The organism is Streptomyces yamdrokensis, assembly GCF_053890455.1.
The window spans coordinates 6,671,625-6,685,573 of record NZ_CM132679.1; the positions used below are offsets into that span (position 1 = coordinate 6,671,625).

At 72.3% G+C, this 13,949-nt stretch carries 12 protein-coding genes; 6 read left to right on the forward strand and 6 right to left on the reverse strand.

All coding sequences use genetic code 11. The features are described 5' to 3' along the window. Positions 1-99: 99 nt before the first annotated feature. The 6 genes from ACWZEH_RS29480 to ACWZEH_RS29505 form a co-directional block, all read right to left on the reverse strand. Positions 100-915 carry an SAM-dependent methyltransferase gene (locus ACWZEH_RS29480; RefSeq protein WP_456194103.1) on the reverse strand — a complete coding sequence of 272 codons (816 nt, stop codon included), beginning with the start codon at positions 913-915 and terminating at the stop codon, positions 100-102. 99 nt (positions 916-1,014) lie between these two features. After that, positions 1,015-1,317: a hypothetical protein gene (locus ACWZEH_RS29485; RefSeq protein ID WP_456194104.1), complete on the reverse strand. Its 303-nt coding sequence runs from the start codon at positions 1,315-1,317 to the stop codon at positions 1,015-1,017. Between the two features lie 282 nt (positions 1,318-1,599). Next, on the reverse strand, positions 1,600-2,640 hold the full coding sequence (locus ACWZEH_RS29490) for an ABC transporter ATP-binding protein (protein WP_456194105.1): 1,041 nt from the start codon (positions 2,638-2,640) through the stop codon (positions 1,600-1,602). Further along, positions 2,637-4,610: a dipeptide/oligopeptide/nickel ABC transporter permease/ATP-binding protein gene (locus tag ACWZEH_RS29495; protein WP_456194106.1), complete on the reverse strand. Its 1,974-nt coding sequence runs from the start codon at positions 4,608-4,610 to the stop codon at positions 2,637-2,639. Before ACWZEH_RS29495 ends, ACWZEH_RS29490 begins: the two co-directional genes overlap by 4 nt. After that, positions 4,610-5,560 carry an ABC transporter permease gene (locus ACWZEH_RS29500; protein ID WP_456194107.1) on the reverse strand — a complete coding sequence of 317 codons (951 nt, stop codon included), beginning with the start codon at positions 5,558-5,560 and terminating at the stop codon, positions 4,610-4,612. Before ACWZEH_RS29500 ends, ACWZEH_RS29495 begins: the two co-directional genes overlap by 1 nt. An 85-nt stretch (positions 5,561-5,645) precedes the next feature. Further along, complete coding sequence (locus ACWZEH_RS29505) at positions 5,646-7,205, reverse strand: ABC transporter substrate-binding protein (protein WP_456199901.1); 1,560 nt, start codon at positions 7,203-7,205, stop codon at positions 5,646-5,648. 223 nt (positions 7,206-7,428) lie between these two features. Between ACWZEH_RS29505 and ACWZEH_RS29510 the strand changes: the two genes are divergently transcribed. The 6 genes from ACWZEH_RS29510 (at position 7,429) to ACWZEH_RS29535 (ending at position 13,702) form a co-directional block, all read left to right on the forward strand. Next, positions 7,429-8,148: a FadR/GntR family transcriptional regulator gene (locus ACWZEH_RS29510; protein WP_456194108.1), complete on the forward strand. Its 720-nt coding sequence runs from the start codon at positions 7,429-7,431 to the stop codon at positions 8,146-8,148. Positions 8,149-8,411: 263 nt separating this feature from the next. Further along, on the forward strand, positions 8,412-9,461 hold the full coding sequence (locus tag ACWZEH_RS29515; RefSeq protein ID WP_456194109.1) for an acetylxylan esterase: 1,050 nt from the start codon (positions 8,412-8,414) through the stop codon (positions 9,459-9,461). 27 nt (positions 9,462-9,488) lie between these two features. Next, positions 9,489-10,976, forward strand: a complete 1,488-nt coding sequence (locus ACWZEH_RS29520) for an exo-alpha-sialidase (RefSeq protein WP_456194110.1) — start codon at positions 9,489-9,491, stop codon at positions 10,974-10,976. An 88-nt stretch (positions 10,977-11,064) separates the two neighbouring features. Further along, on the forward strand, positions 11,065-12,030 hold the full coding sequence (locus tag ACWZEH_RS29525) for a dihydrodipicolinate synthase family protein (protein WP_456194111.1): 966 nt from the start codon (positions 11,065-11,067) through the stop codon (positions 12,028-12,030). Continuing rightward, positions 12,027-13,031, forward strand: a complete 1,005-nt coding sequence (locus ACWZEH_RS29530) for an ROK family protein (RefSeq protein ID WP_456194112.1) — start codon at positions 12,027-12,029, stop codon at positions 13,029-13,031. The genes ACWZEH_RS29525 and ACWZEH_RS29530 overlap by 4 nt, the downstream gene beginning before the upstream one ends. Then, positions 13,028-13,702: an N-acetylmannosamine-6-phosphate 2-epimerase gene (locus tag ACWZEH_RS29535; protein WP_456194113.1), complete on the forward strand. Its 675-nt coding sequence runs from the start codon at positions 13,028-13,030 to the stop codon at positions 13,700-13,702. The genes ACWZEH_RS29530 and ACWZEH_RS29535 overlap by 4 nt, the downstream gene beginning before the upstream one ends. Positions 13,703-13,949: the final 247 nt, after the last annotated feature.

Consider the following 13,949-nt stretch of genomic DNA (forward strand, 5'->3'; position numbering starts at 1 on the left):
TACTTCCCTTGAGTTCAGGTGATTTGCGGCGCCCTGCCGTCGGTCGTCGGGCGGGAGCCGGGGCCGCGGGCCACGAGGGCCCGGCGGCCCGTCAAAGGCTCACGGCTTGCGGGCGAGGCCGCCGTGCTCGGCGATGACCGGCGCTTCGGGTGCGCCGGCGTCCGGGCGCCACCGGGTGACCGAGACCACGCCGGGCTCCAGGAGCTCCAGGCCGTCGAAGAACGAGGTGATCTCCTCGACGGTACGCAGGTTGTACGGCACGGCACCGCTCTTGTTGTAGCCGTCCTGGGCCTGCTCGAAGCCCGGGTCGACGCCCCGTGAACCGTCGTTGACGGACAGGTGGCTGCCGGACGGCAGCGCGTCCATCAGTCGCGTGACGATGGAGCGCGCCTCGTCGTAGTCGGCGATGTGGCCCAGGATGTTGCTGAGGATCAGGGCCGTGGGGCGGGAGAGGTCCAGCGTCTTGGCGGCGGCTTCCAGGACGCGCTCCGGGTCCAGCACGTTGGAGTCGACGTAGGCGGTCGCCCCCTCGGGGGTGGAGTAGAGCAGGGCGCGGGCGTGCGCCAGGACCATCGGATCGTTGTCGACGTAGACGATCCTGCTCTCCGGGGCGATGCGCTGGGCGACCTCATGGGTGTTCTCGGCGGTCGGCAGGCCCGTTCCGATGTCCAGGAACTGCCGGATGCCGGCCTCGGAGACCAGATACGTGATGTTGCGTCGCAGGAAGGCCCGGCTGCTGCGGGCGATGGTCACGATGCCGGGGAAGACATCGGTGTACGCGTCGCCGGCCTCCTCGTCGACCGGGTAGTTGTCCTTGCCGCCCAGCCAGTAGTTCCAGATCCGGGCCGAATGCGGCACCGAGGTGTCGATCTTCTGGTGTGCGGCGGTTCCGGGCGTCGTCTCGGGGTCGCTCATGGGTACGGTCCGTCTCTCAGCCGAGGCAGGCGTATTCAGCCAGTGGGTGTGTCGCACCACAACTTACGTCCCAACGGTGTTGTCGCGCACTTCAGTTCGTCACTCCGTCGAGGTACGGGAGGACCACGCCGTCGCCGTCGCTTTCTCCCGATGCCCGGCTTCGGCGCCGACCGTGCGGGGGCGCAGGCTTCGTCGGGGGGCGGACAGGGCGCACACCCGGCCGGCGGGGTCGAAGAGCTGCGGGTCTCTGATCATCTCCAGGACGATCCGGTGATGCCCCCGCTCGTCGGGGTGCAGGCCGTCGTTGAGCAGGGAGAGCGGAACCCTGCCGCCGTTGCCGTCCAGCCAGTCGTCGTAGTGGTCAAGGAAGACGGCCTTCTCCTGGGCCGCCACTTCTCCCATGGTCCGCGCGTAGCGCCGGAGCTCCGTGCGGCCGGGCCATTTCGCCCGATCGACCGGGTTCGGCGCTTGCAGGACGGGCACCGGAGAGCCGGGCGACAAGAAGCATGGAGCGTCCGCGCACGGTGGGCTCCTCGTCGGAGATCGGGGGTGGGCGGGCTCGTCCGGACGGAGGGGGCGGCGCTGTCCCGGCCCGGGAGGCCGCACGGTCAGTGGTGCCGGTGGTGCGCGGTCGATCAGTGAGCGTCGGACGGTGCGCGGCCGGCCGCGCACCGTCCGACGCTGTCACGTGGCGCCTGCCGCGCTTTTTGGCAGGGACGCCGCGGCGGCGCCCCTGCCGGGAGTCTGCGGGTGCACGCAGTGCCAGCGGTGGTCGCCGGGCGTTTCGGCCACCGCGGGGAAGACGGTGGCACACGCGTCGTCCGCCTTCCAACAGCGGGTGCGGAAGGGACATCCGGAGGGCGGGTTGGTGGCCGAGGGCACCGGGCCGTGCAGCACGATGCGCTCCGGGCGTTCCAGCAGGCTGGGCGTGGCGGAGAGCAGGGCCTCGGTGTAGGGGTGGCGGGAGTCGTCGCTCACCTGCTCGGCCCCGCCCTCCTCGACGACGCGGCCGAGGTAGAGCACGGCGATGCGGTCCGCGAGATAGCGCACGGTCTGCACGTCGTGGGAGATGAACACCATGCCCAGACCCAGACGGGAGCGCAGATCCACCAGCAGGTTGAGGATCTGGGCGCGCACGGAGACGTCCAGGGCGCTGGTGGGTTCGTCGGCGACGATCAGCTCGGGTTCCAGGGCCAGCGCGCGGGCGATCGCCACACGCTGGCGCTGGCCGCCGGAGAGCTGGCCTGGCAGCGCCTCCAGGGTGTGGCCGGGCAGACCCACCAGATCGAGGAGTTCCTCGACGCGCTGTTCGCGCTCGGCGCGGGTGCCGCGGCGGTGCACGTCCAGCGGGTCGCGCAGGATGCGGCGGACCGGCAGCCGCGGGTTCAGGGCGGTGGAAGGGTCCTGGAAGATCACGCCGATGCCGGCACCGAAGTCGTCGCGGCGTTCGGCGGCGGGCATCTGCCACAGGTCCTGGCCCTTGAAGTACACCTGGCCCTCGGTCGGGCGCTGCAGTCCGGTGACCACCCGGGCCAGGGTCGACTTGCCGCAGCCCGACTCGCCCACCAGGCCGAGGATTTCGCCACGCCGTACCTCCAGGGAGGCGTCGGTCAGGGCGTGCACAACATCCCTGCGCAGAATGCCGCCGCTGCGGGCCTTGTGCCGTACGTGGACGCGGTCGAGCCGGACGAGTGGGTCCATCGTGGTGTCCTCCGGGGCGGTCATCGGGCGCTCTCCAGCGACTTGGCCGGCCGGTCGACGGACGCCGGGTGATGGCAGGCGAAGCGGTGGTCCCGCGCACCGTCGCGGTCGGCCGTCGGCGGCGGGGTGGTGGCGCACAGGTCGGTGGCGGCCACGCAGCGGGAGGCGAACCGGCAGCCGGGGCCGAACGACCTGGGCGCGGGCACGACGCCGCGGATCTGGTGCAGCCGGTCCGAGCCCGCCTCCAGGGAGACGACGGAGCCGAGCAGGCCGCGGCTGTAGTGGTGGGTGGGGTCCGTCAGCAGCGAGCGGGTGTCGCCGGCCTCGGCGACCTGGCCCGCGTACATCACCGCGATGCGGTGCGCGAGGTCGCCCACCAGGGCCAGGTCGTGCGAGACGAGGAGCATCGCGAAGCCGAGTTCGTCGCGGAGCCCGACCAGGAGTTCGACGACCTGGGCCTGCACGGTGACGTCGAGCGCGGTGGTCGGTTCGTCCGCGATGAGCAGCCGCGGGCTGCGGGAGAGTGCCATGGCGATCAGTACGCGCTGGCGCTGGCCGCCGGAGAGTTCGTGGGGGTAGCTGCGCAGGGTGCGCTCGGGGGACAGGCCGACCAGGTCGAGGAGTTCCGCGGGGGTACGGGTGCTGCCGCGAGAGGTGAGGCGCTTGAGCTGGGTGCCGATGAGGACGGACGGGTTCAGGGACGACATGGCGTCCTGGTAGACCATGGCGATCTCCGGGCCCATGAGTGCCCGGCGTTCCTTGGACGACAGCGTCAGCAGGTTGCGGCCGCGGTAGAGGATCTCGCCCTCGGCCTCGGCGTTGCGGGCCAGCAGACCCATGACGGCGAGGCTGGTGATGGACTTGCCGCAGCCGGACTCGCCGACCAGGCCGAGGGTTTCGCCCTCGCGGACGTCGAAGGAGATGCCGTCGACGACGCGAGTGTCGCCGTAGCGGTCGGGGAAGCGGATCGTCAGGTCGCGTACCACGAGCAGCTCGGAGGCGTCCTCGGCCAGCGGCGGTACGGAGGGCTCCACGGCCGTCAGCCGGGTGGCGAGCTCGGTGAGCGCGGCGTCCACCTCGGCGCCGTGGGCGACGGGCGCGGCGGCGGCGACCTCCTTCTCGGGGTCGGCGCCGCCGGCGCGGGCCTTGTCCGGGGAGGCGGCGGCGTCCGTCATGCCCTCGGACAGGACGTTCAGGGCGAGGACCGTGACCAGCAGGCACAGGCCGGGAAAGAGGGTCGCCCACCAGCCGCCGGACAGCAGGATCTGCCGGCCGTACGCCAGCACGCTGCCCCAGCTGGGGTCGGGGTCCTGCACGCCGGCGCCGATGAAGGACAGGCTCGCCTCGAAGATGATGGAGTCGGCGACCATGACGGTGGCGAACACCATGACGGGGGCGGCGCAGTTGATGGCGACGTGCCGGGCGACGATGTAGCCGCGGCGGGCGCCGATGACCTGTTCGGCGGCGACGTAGTCCTCGCCGTACTGCTCCAGCACGTTGGCGCGGACGACGCGGGCCAGGGAGGGGGAGTAGACGAAGGCGATGGTGAAGATGATCACCGGGACGCTGGGGCCGAACACGGCGACGAGGACGGCGGCCAGGGCGATCGGCGGGAACGACATGACGACGTCGAGGGAGCGCATGACGCCTTCGTCGGCGTACTTGCGCGAGGTGGCTGCCAGGGCGCCCAGGAACGAGCCGATGCTCAGGGCGAGCAGGGTGGCGCCGAGACCGATGACGAGGGAGTAGCGGGCGCCGTGCACCACGCGGGCGAACACGTCGCGGCCGGCCCGGTCGGTGCCGAACCAGTGGTCGGCGCTCGGTGGCTGGGCGGGGATGCCGGTGGCGAGGGGGTCCTGGGTGAGCAGCGGCGCGAACACCGCGGCCAGCACGACCACGAGGATGACCCCGAGGGCGATCCGGGAGGGCAGGGGCAGGCGGCGCAGGCGGGTGCCGGGGGCCAGCCGCTCGGCGAGGGAGCGTGGGGCGAACATCACACCGTCCTGATGCGCGGGTTGACGAGCAGGTACAGCAGGTCGACGACGACGTTGACCACGAGGAAGGCGACCGCGATGGTGAGCACGGTGCCCTGGACGAGACCGACGTCGCCTCCGGTGACGCCTTCGAGGATCAGCTTGCCCATGCCGGGCAGGTCGAAGATCGCCTCGATGACGACGGCGCCGCTGAGCATGTAGCCGACCTTGACGCCGAGTACGGTCAGCGGGGTGACCAGGGCGTTGCGCAGCGCCGAGCGGACGATCATGAACGGAGGCAGGCCGCTGCCGCGGGCGGTGCGGATGTAGTCGCGGTCGAGTTCGGTGACCATCGAGGTACGGATCAGCCGGGCCAGGGAGGCGGATACGGGCAGGGCGAGGGCGGTCGCGGGCAGGGCCATGCTCCGCAGCCAGCCGCCGAAGGAGTCGGCCGGGTTGACGTACCCGCCGGTCGGCAGGAGCTGCATGTTCAGGGCGAACTGCTGGATGAGCAGGACACCGAGCCAGAACGAGGGCAGGGCGATCCCGGCCATCGACAGCACACGGAAGACCTGGTCGGGCCAGCGGTCGCGGCACACGGCGCTGGTGACACCGAGGACCAGGGCCAGCACGATGGCCAGCGTGAGGCCGAGCAGCGTCAGCTGCAGGGTGAGCGGGAACGCGGTGGCGATGCGGTCGGCGACGGGCTGGCTGGGGGGCACGGTGACGCCGAGGTCTCCCTGTGCCAGATCGGCCAAGAAGGCGAAGTACCGCACCGGCAGCGGATCGTTGAGACCTTGGGCCTCGGCGAACGCGGCACGGGCCTCGGGGCTCGCGCTGTCGCCGAGCGCGTTGTACGCGGGGTCGACCGGCGAGAACTGCAGGACCACGAAGACCAGCAGCGCGATGCCGAGGATCATCACCGGCATCATCGCGACGCGGCGCAGCGCGAGCCGGAGAAATGCAACCATCGTGAGGTTCCTAGGGATTGGGGGCCGGCCGCGGCCGCTGCCCGGCAGGCAGCGGCGGCGGCCCGACGGTCCGGGTGGACGAGGCTCAGGCGCGGCCGACGTCGACGAAGGACAGTCCGGTGGTGGGCAGCGGCCTGAAGCCCGACAGCGCTCCCTCCCGCCAGGCGGTGGGCAGCTTGCGGTGCAGCACCGGGTAGAGCGCCGCCTCATCGGCGACCAGGTCGGTGACCTCGCCCCACAGCTCCTTGCGCTTTTCCGCGTCGGCCTCCCGGGCGGCCTCGTCGAGCAGCGACTTGGTCTTCCTGTAGGCGGCGGAGCCCTTCCAGCCGTAACGGTTCTCCGGCCAGAAGCCGTAGTAGAACCAGCGCAGCAGCAGGTCGGCGTCGTTGCCGAAGACCGACGGGTCGCCGGGCGCGGCCAGGACCTCGAAGTCGCCCTTGTCGACCTTGGCGTACTGGGCGGGGGACTGGGCGATGTCGAGCTTGGCGTCGATGCCGGCCGCGGCCCAGCTCTCCTTGATCAGGGGCGCGATGTCCTTGACCCAGCCGGTGTCGGTGAGCAGCAGCGTGAAGGACAGCCTGCCCACGCCCGCGTCGGCGAGCAGCTTCTTGGCCTTGGCCGGGTCGTGGCTGTAGACGGTGGCGGCCTTGCGGTAGTCGGGGTGCGTGGCCTGGACGTAACCCGTGGCGGGCTCGGCGTTGCCCAGCAGCGCGGTCGAGATGATCTTCTCGGTGTCCAGGGCGTAGTGCAGCGCCTGGCGCACCCGCTTGTCCTCGAAGCGCTTGTCGGCGCAGTTGAACATCAGGAAGAGCAGCCCGAAGGACTGCACCGACTCCACCTTGTCCTTGCCGGTGAAGCCCTTGACGTCGATGTAGGGCACGTCCTCGATGGCCTGTACGCGGCCGGACTTCAGCGCGCTGACCCGCGCGGACGGGTCGGACATGAGGCGCCAGACCATCTTCTTGGCCTTGGCCGGGTGCGGGCCGTTGTACTTGTCGTACGCCTCCATGACGATCTTGTCCTCGCGGACGGCCGACACGAAGCGGTACGGGCCCGAGCCGACGGGCTTGGCGTCGAAGGCCTTGGCGTCGGCGCCGGCGATCTTCTCCGGCACGATCCGCACCACGGATATGCGCGAGGGGAAGAGCGCGAAGGCGTGCTTCAGCTTGAACTCGACCGTCGACTCGTCGACCGCCTTCACCTGGTCGATGAACGGGACGAACTGCGCCATCAGCGAGGCGTTCTTCGGGTCGAGGACCCGCTCGAAGCTGAACACCACGTCGTCCGCGGTGACCGCCGAACCGTCGTGGAAGGTGGCCCCCTCGCGCAGGGTGGCCCGGTAGGTGGTCGCGTTGATCTTCTTGGGCATCTCGGTGGCCAGCGCCGGCCGTGCGGCGAGCGTGGCCGGGTCGAGGTCCACCAGGCTCTCGAAGATGTGCATGTTGGCCGCGAACGGAGTCGCGCCCGAGGTGATCATCGGGTCGAAGCCCGTGGAGAGGGGATAGGAGAGGCCGGCTTCGATGGTGTCGCTGGCACTGCCGCCGCCGGAGCCACCGGAATCCTCGCCGGTGCTGCCGGGACCGCCGCAGGCGGACAGACCCGCGGTGATCGCGGTCGCCGCACCGATGGCGCTGGTGTATCTCATGAAGGTGCGGCGGTCGACGCCGGCTGCGCTGCGCGCGGACAAGGTTCCTCCAGGCGGGAAAATGACGTGCGATGGTCGATGTCAGGAAGAAGCGGGCGCGAACGGTACCTCACCCACGATGCATCAGACGTCTGATGTCTGATGCTTGATAGCGTGGGAACGTAGCTCGGCAAGGGAGAGGGGTCAAGAGGTGGCGGTGGATCAGGGGGCGGTCCGGCGGACGATGCCGGAGCCCAAAACGGCACGACAGCCATTGCGGCAGGAGGTCGTGGACGGCATCAAGGCATACATTCTGCACAATCAGTTGCGCCCGGGGGACCCGCTGCCGACCGAGCCCGCCTTGTGCGAGGCGCTCGGCGCCAGCCGCTCCAGCGTGCGGGAGGCGATCAGGATCCTCACCGCGCTCGACATCGTCGAGGTGCGGCACGGTCACGGCACGTACGTCGGGCGGCTGAGCCTGTCCGCGCTGGTGGAAAGCCTGGCCTTCCGCGGCCTGCTCAGTCCGGACGACGACTTCCAGGTGATGTCGGACCTCATCGAGGTGCGAGAGCTGTTCGAACGCGGCATGGCGGAACGGCTCGTGACGTCCCTGACCGGTGAGCAGATCGACCGCCTCGAGGAGCTCGTCGACGCCATGCGCCGGGCCGGAGCCGGCGAGGGGCAGGGATTCGTCGAGGCCGACCGCGCCTTCCACACCCTGCTCCTCGCCCCTCTCGGCAACGATCTCGTCGGGCAGCTGTCCGCGGCCTTCTGGGACGTCTACGTCATCGTCGCGCCGCATCTCGACGTCTTCACGCACGAGCACGAGGCGGCCACCATCGCCAGTCACCAGCGCATCGTGGACGCCGTCCGGGACCGGGATCCCGTCGAGTTCGCGGCCGCCCTGGTCGAACACTACGCACCGGTGCGCCATCGCATCACGGAGGCCCGCGCGCGCCGCTGACCTGGGCTCTTCCGGCGGCGGGGGCCGCTTCGGCGCAGGGCCGCCCCCGCCTTGCCGTGCCGCCGCCCGCCCCGCCGCCGGGGGGTGGTGGCGGGGCGGGCGGCGGCGGTGGCGGGGCACTTGACGGGCGTTCTCCGGATCCCTAGGGTCCCAGGACAACAGACATCAGACGTCTGTTCTCGGGAGTCGGTCTTCCGGATCGACATCCCTCCGGACTCCCGCGCTGCGCCTGCGCGCACGCCTCACCCACCGGGGCCCTCCACATGCCACTGACGGACCTCACGCTCGCCCAGTGCCTCGCGCTGCGGCCCGACCTCGACGAGCCCGCCGACCTCGACGCCTTCTGGGACCAGACCCTCCGCCAGGCCCGGGCGGTCGGCGGCCCCGCCCGCTTCACGCCCGTGGAGACCGGGCTGACCCAGGTGAGGACCTACGACGCGACGGTGCCGGGCTTCGCCGGTGAGCCGGTCCGCGGCTGGCTGCACCTGCCCGCCGGGGCCGACGGACCGCTGGGCTGCGTGGTGGAGTTCCTCGGCTACGGACGCGGACGCGGACTGGCACACGAGCAGGTGCTCTGGGCGAACGCCGGCTACGCGCACTTCATCATGGACACCCGCGGCCAGGGCTGGTCCACCGCCGGCGGCGACACCCCCGACACCGCGGACGTGGGCGGTACCGTCCCCGGTTTCCTCACGCGCGGCGTCGAGAGCCCCCACGACCACTACTACCGCCGCGTGTTCACCGACGCCGTCCGCTTCGTCGAGGCGGCCCGCGCGCACCCGGCCGTCGACCCGGCCCGGACCGTCGTGACCGGCATCAGCCAGGGCGGCGGCATCGCGCTCGCGGTGGCCGCCCTCGTGCCGGGCCTCGCCGGCGTGATGCCCGACGTCCCGTTCCTGTGCGACATCCGGCGCGGAGCGAACATCGCGGCCCAACCGCCCTACACCGAGATCGCCGAATACCTGCGCCTGCACCGCTGCCGCACCGAGACGGTGTTCACCACCCTGTCCTACGTCGACGCGGCCCTGCTGGCCCTACGCGCGACGGCACCGGCCCTCTTCTCCATCGCCATGATGGACGAGGTCTGCCCGCCCTCCACCTGCTTCGCCGCCTACCACCGCTACGGCGGCGGCAAGGACCTGCGCGTCTACGAGTTCAACGGCCACGAGGGCGGCGGCGGCCACCACCGGCGCGAACAGCTCGCCTGGCTGAGGGAACGGCTGGTCCTGCCGAGTCCCACAAGCCCTGTGGACCCCGCGAACCCTGCGGGCTCCACGGCTCTCTCCGCACTGCACGATCCGCAACTCGCCTGAATCCCTCACCCGAGAAGAGGCCTGTCCATGCAGCGAAGAGTTCCCCTCAGCGTCACCGCCACCGCGGCCGCGGCCCTGACGGTCCTGGCCCTCACCACTCCCACCGCCCACGGCGCGGACCAGCCCGCCCCCGCCGTGGCCGCCGCCACCTTCACCTCGCAGAACATCGCCACCGCGGGAACCGGGTCCCCCCACTACCGCATCCCCGCCCTGACCCGCACCACCAAGGGCACCCTGCTCGCCGCGTACGACGCCCGCCCCACCCTGGGCGACCTGCCCGGCAACCTCGGCGTCGTCCTGCGCCGCAGCACCGACGGCGGCACCACCTGGCAGGCGCAGCAGGTCGTGCGCAAGGAAGCCGCGCCCAAGGGCTACGGCGACCCCAGCCTCCTGGTCGACCGCGAGACCGGACGCGTCTTCGTCTTCTACGCGGCCTCCGTGAACCAGGGTTTCTTCGGCTCCGGCACCGGCAACGACGAGAACGACCCCAACGTCCTGCAGGCCGACTACAGCTACTCCGACGACGACGGTCTGACCTGGAAGCACGAGCGGATCACCGCGGAGATCAAGAACCCGGCCTGGGCCGGCATGTTCGCCGCCTCCGGCGAGGGCATCCAGCTGCGGCACGGCACCTACAAGGGCCGCCTGATCCAGCAGTACGCCATCCGCAACAACGGGGCCAACTACGCGGTCAGCGCCTACAGCGACGACCACGGCGCCACCTGGAGGATGGGCACCCCCGTCGGACCGGGCGGCGACGAGAACAAGACCGTCGAACTCTCCGACGGCCGCGTCATGCTCAACAACCGCTCCGCGCCCTACCGCACGGTGGCCCACTCCAGCGACGGCGGTGTCACCTACACCCCCTTCCAGCAGGACACCGAACTGCCCGACCCCGCCAACAACGGCTCCATCGCCCGCTTCGCGCCGGGCGTCGCCGCCTCGCACCCGCGGGCCTCCTGGCTGATGTTCAGCAACACCGCCACCACCAACAGCCGCAGCAACCTCACCGTCCGCCTGTCCTGCGACAACGGACAGAACTGGCCGGTCCGCAAGACCGCCGAGGCCGGCTCGGCCGCCTACTCCACCCTCACCCCCCTCGGTGACGGCACCGGCAACGCCCGGGTCGGCATGCTGTGGGAGCGCAACAACTACCAGCACATCACCTACTCCTCCTTCGACCTCCAGTGGCTCGGCGGGGTCTGCGCACCGGTCACCGTCACCCCGCCGGCCTCCCTGCCCGCCGGGAGGACCACCGACGTCACCGTCCGCGTCGTCAGCCAGAACGACGTCCTCCTTCCCGCCGGCACGGTCTCCCTCCAGCTGCCGGCCGGCTGGAGCGCCCCGTCCGTGGCCATGCCCGCGCTCAATCCCGGCCAGGGGGCGAACGTCAAGATCCCCGTCACCGTGCCGGCGAACGCCGCGGCGGGCACCGTGCCGACCACCGCCACCTACACCGTCCGCGGCACCCAGCGGTCCTACGGTGACAACAAGCTCACCGTCACGGCCCCCTGACCAGGGCCGCCCGGGCCGCCCGCCCACCACCCGGGGCGGGCGGCCCGTTTCCCTCCGTACCACCACCGCACAACCCAGGAGCACTCTCATGTCCCCGTCCCCGTCCCAGCCGCTGCGCGGCGTCGTGCCGCCCGTCTGCACCCCCCTGGACGCTTCGGGCGAGGTCGACACCGCCTCGCTCACCCGGCACGTCGAACACCTCGTGAGCGGGGGAGTGCACGGCCTGTTCGCCCTCGGCTCCAGCAGCGAGGTCGCCTTCCTCACCGACCGGCAGCGTGCGGTGGTGCTGCGGACCGTCGTGGACGCCGTCGCCGGACGCGTCCCCGTACTCGCCGGTGTCATCGACACGACCACCCCCCGGGTGATCGACCACGCACAGGCCGCGCGCGAGGCGGGCGCCGACGCCCTGGTCGCGACCGCGCCCTTCTACGCCCGGACCCACCCCCGGGAGATCGCCCACCACTTCCGCACCCTCCGCGCCCGCGTCGACCTCCCCCTGTACGCCTACGACCTGCCGGTCTCCGTGCACAGCAAGCTCTCCACCGCCCTGGTGCGCGAACTCGCCGAGGACGGCACGCTCGCCGGCCTCAAGGACAGCAGCGGCGACGAGGGCGGCCTGCGCCGGCTCATCGTCCAGCTCGGCGGGCGGCACGGCCGCGCCGACGGCCCGGCCCCCTCCTTCAGCATCCTCACCGGCTCCGAACTGACCGTGGACGCCGCCCTGCTGGCGGGTGCCGACGGGGTCGTCCCCGGCCTGGGCAACGTGGACCCCGCCGGATACGTGCGCCTCTACGACGCCGTGCGGGGTGGCGACCTGGACAGCGCCGTCAAGGAACAGGAGCGGCTCGTCGAGCTGTTCCGCATGGTCGACGCCGGGCCGGGGGACGAGATGGGCCCCAACTCCTCCGCCATCGGCGCCTTCAAGCACGCGCTGCGGCTGCTCGGAGTGTTCACGCACGGCACCACCGCGGCCCCGCAGATCCAGCTGGGCGACGCGTCGATCGCCTTCGTCGAGCAGCGGCTGCGCGGCGCCGGACTGCTTCCGGTCCGATGACGGCACGGCGACCGGACGCGACGGTCATCGGCCTCGACCTGGGCGGTACGAAGATCGCCGCCGCCCTGGTGGGGGCCGACGGCACCGTCCTGGACCGGCACTTCAGGCCCACACCGGCGACCGAGGGGGCCGAGGCGGTGCTCGACGCGCTGGCCGAGGCCGCCCGCGCGGTCCGGGCACTGGGCACGAGGGCGATCGGCGTCGCGGCCGCCGGGGTGATCGACCCCGCCACCGGGACCGTCACCAGCGCGACCGACGCGATCCGGGGCTGGGCCGGCACCCCCCTGGCCACCGGCCTCGCCACCCGCACCGGGCTCCCGGTGGCCTGCGACAACGACGTGCGCGCCGCCGCCGCCGCGGAACTGGCCACCCTCCGGAAGGACGGCGCCGGCCGCGGGGACGGCGCCGCGCACGACAACGGCGGCACGGACGGTCACCGGCCCACGCTGATCTACGCGGCGGTCGGCACCGGCGTCGGCGGCGCCGTCGCCGCCGAGGGGCGCATGCTGCACGGGGCGGCCGGCATCGCCGGACATCTCGGCCACCTGTCGAGCCCCGAGGCCGAGGGGCTGCCCTGCACCTGCGGTGCCACCGGTCATCTCGAGGCGATCGCGGCGGGTCCCGCCGTCACCGCCCACTACACGCGGATGAGCGGAGTCCCGGCCGACCGCCTGGAGACCGTGGCCGCCCGCGCGGCCCAGGGTGACCCGCACGCCACCGCGGCCATCGTCCTGGGCGCCGAGGCCGTCGGCCGTGTCCTGGGTGGCCTCGCCAACGTGCTGGGGGCCGACCACGTCGTCGTCGGCGGCGGCGTGCCCCGCATCGGAGCGCTGTACACGGACGCCCTGGACGCCGCCTTCGCCACCGAACTCATGCCCCCGCTGCGGGGCCTGCGCCCCGCCCCGCCGGGCGGCGGATCCGACACAGCGGTGCACGGCGCCGCGGCGCTGACCCGCACCCTGCCCCTGCACAGCCCCCGAGCCACCGGAGTTCCTCGATGACCCTGCCTCTGGCCGACGCCCTGAAGGGCCGGCTGATCGTGTCCTGCCAGGCCCCTCCCGGCGATCCGATGCGCCAGACCGACACGCTGGTGCGCCTGGCCCGTGCGGCCGAGGCCGGCGGCGCGGCGGCCGTGCGGGTCAACGAGCCGGAGGTCGTCGCGGCCACCGTCGCCGCGGTCGGCCTGCCCGTGATCGGGCTGTGGAAGGACGGCGACACCGGCGTCTACATCACTCCGACCGTGCGGCACGCCCTCGCCCTCGTCGAGGCCGGAGCCGCGGTCGTCGCGGCCGACGCCACGGCGCGCTCGCGGCCCGACGGCAGCACCTTCGCGGACCTGGTCGAGGCCGTCCACGCGGCGGGCGCCCTGGTCATGGCCGACGTGTCGGCCTTCGACGAGGGCTGCGCGGCCGTCGCCCGCGGCGCCGACTTCGTGGGAACGACGCTGTCCGGACACGTGCCGGGCAGCCCCCGCCGGACGGCCCCCGACCTGGCCCTCGTGGCCGACCTCGCCGCCGCGATCACCGCCCCGGTGATCGCCGAGGGCCGGATCGCGACCCCGGAGCAGGCTGCCGAGGCCCTGTCGGCGGGCGCACTGAGCGTCGTCGTGGGCACCGCCATCACCGCGCCGACCGCGCTGACCCGAGCCTTCGTGGCCGGACTCACCTCCTGACCGTGCCGACGGGACACCGTGTCACCTCGGCTGTTCACCGGCCGAGGTGACACGGCCGCCGACCTCGCTCTCTGCGAGCCACTCCACGCGACGAGGAACCGCCCGCTCCCGCTGGTGACGGCCAGGCGGAGGGTCGTGAGGGCGCAGCGGCCCTCCACGGGGGTGAGTGAGGACCGCTGCGCGGGGGAAGGGAGGACACCCACCCCCACTGATGCCGGTCACCTGCCCCCACCCTCTCGCCCCGCGC

Coding starts and splice junctions, on each gene's coding strand:
- ACWZEH_RS29480 (WP_456194103.1), bottom strand. CDS start 915: ATGAGCGACCCCGAGACGACGCCCGGAACCGCCGCACACCAGAAGATC.
- ACWZEH_RS29485 (WP_456194104.1), bottom strand. CDS start 1,317: ATGGGAGAAGTGGCGGCCCAGGAGAAGGCCGTCTTCCTTGACCACTAC.
- ACWZEH_RS29490 (WP_456194105.1), bottom strand. CDS start 2,640: ATGACCGCCCCGGAGGACACCACGATGGACCCACTCGTCCGGCTCGAC.
- ACWZEH_RS29495 (WP_456194106.1), bottom strand. CDS start 4,610: ATGTTCGCCCCACGCTCCCTCGCCGAGCGGCTGGCCCCCGGCACCCGC.
- ACWZEH_RS29500 (WP_456194107.1), bottom strand. CDS start 5,560: ATGGTTGCATTTCTCCGGCTCGCGCTGCGCCGCGTCGCGATGATGCCG.
- ACWZEH_RS29505 (WP_456199901.1), bottom strand. CDS start 7,205: ATGAGATACACCAGCGCCATCGGTGCGGCGACCGCGATCACCGCGGGT.
- ACWZEH_RS29510 (WP_456194108.1), top strand. CDS start 7,429: ATGCCGGAGCCCAAAACGGCACGACAGCCATTGCGGCAGGAGGTCGTG.
- ACWZEH_RS29515 (WP_456194109.1), top strand. CDS start 8,412: ATGCCACTGACGGACCTCACGCTCGCCCAGTGCCTCGCGCTGCGGCCC.
- ACWZEH_RS29520 (WP_456194110.1), top strand. CDS start 9,489: ATGCAGCGAAGAGTTCCCCTCAGCGTCACCGCCACCGCGGCCGCGGCC.
- ACWZEH_RS29525 (WP_456194111.1), top strand. CDS start 11,065: ATGTCCCCGTCCCCGTCCCAGCCGCTGCGCGGCGTCGTGCCGCCCGTC.
- ACWZEH_RS29530 (WP_456194112.1), top strand. CDS start 12,027: ATGACGGCACGGCGACCGGACGCGACGGTCATCGGCCTCGACCTGGGC.
- ACWZEH_RS29535 (WP_456194113.1), top strand. CDS start 13,028: ATGACCCTGCCTCTGGCCGACGCCCTGAAGGGCCGGCTGATCGTGTCC.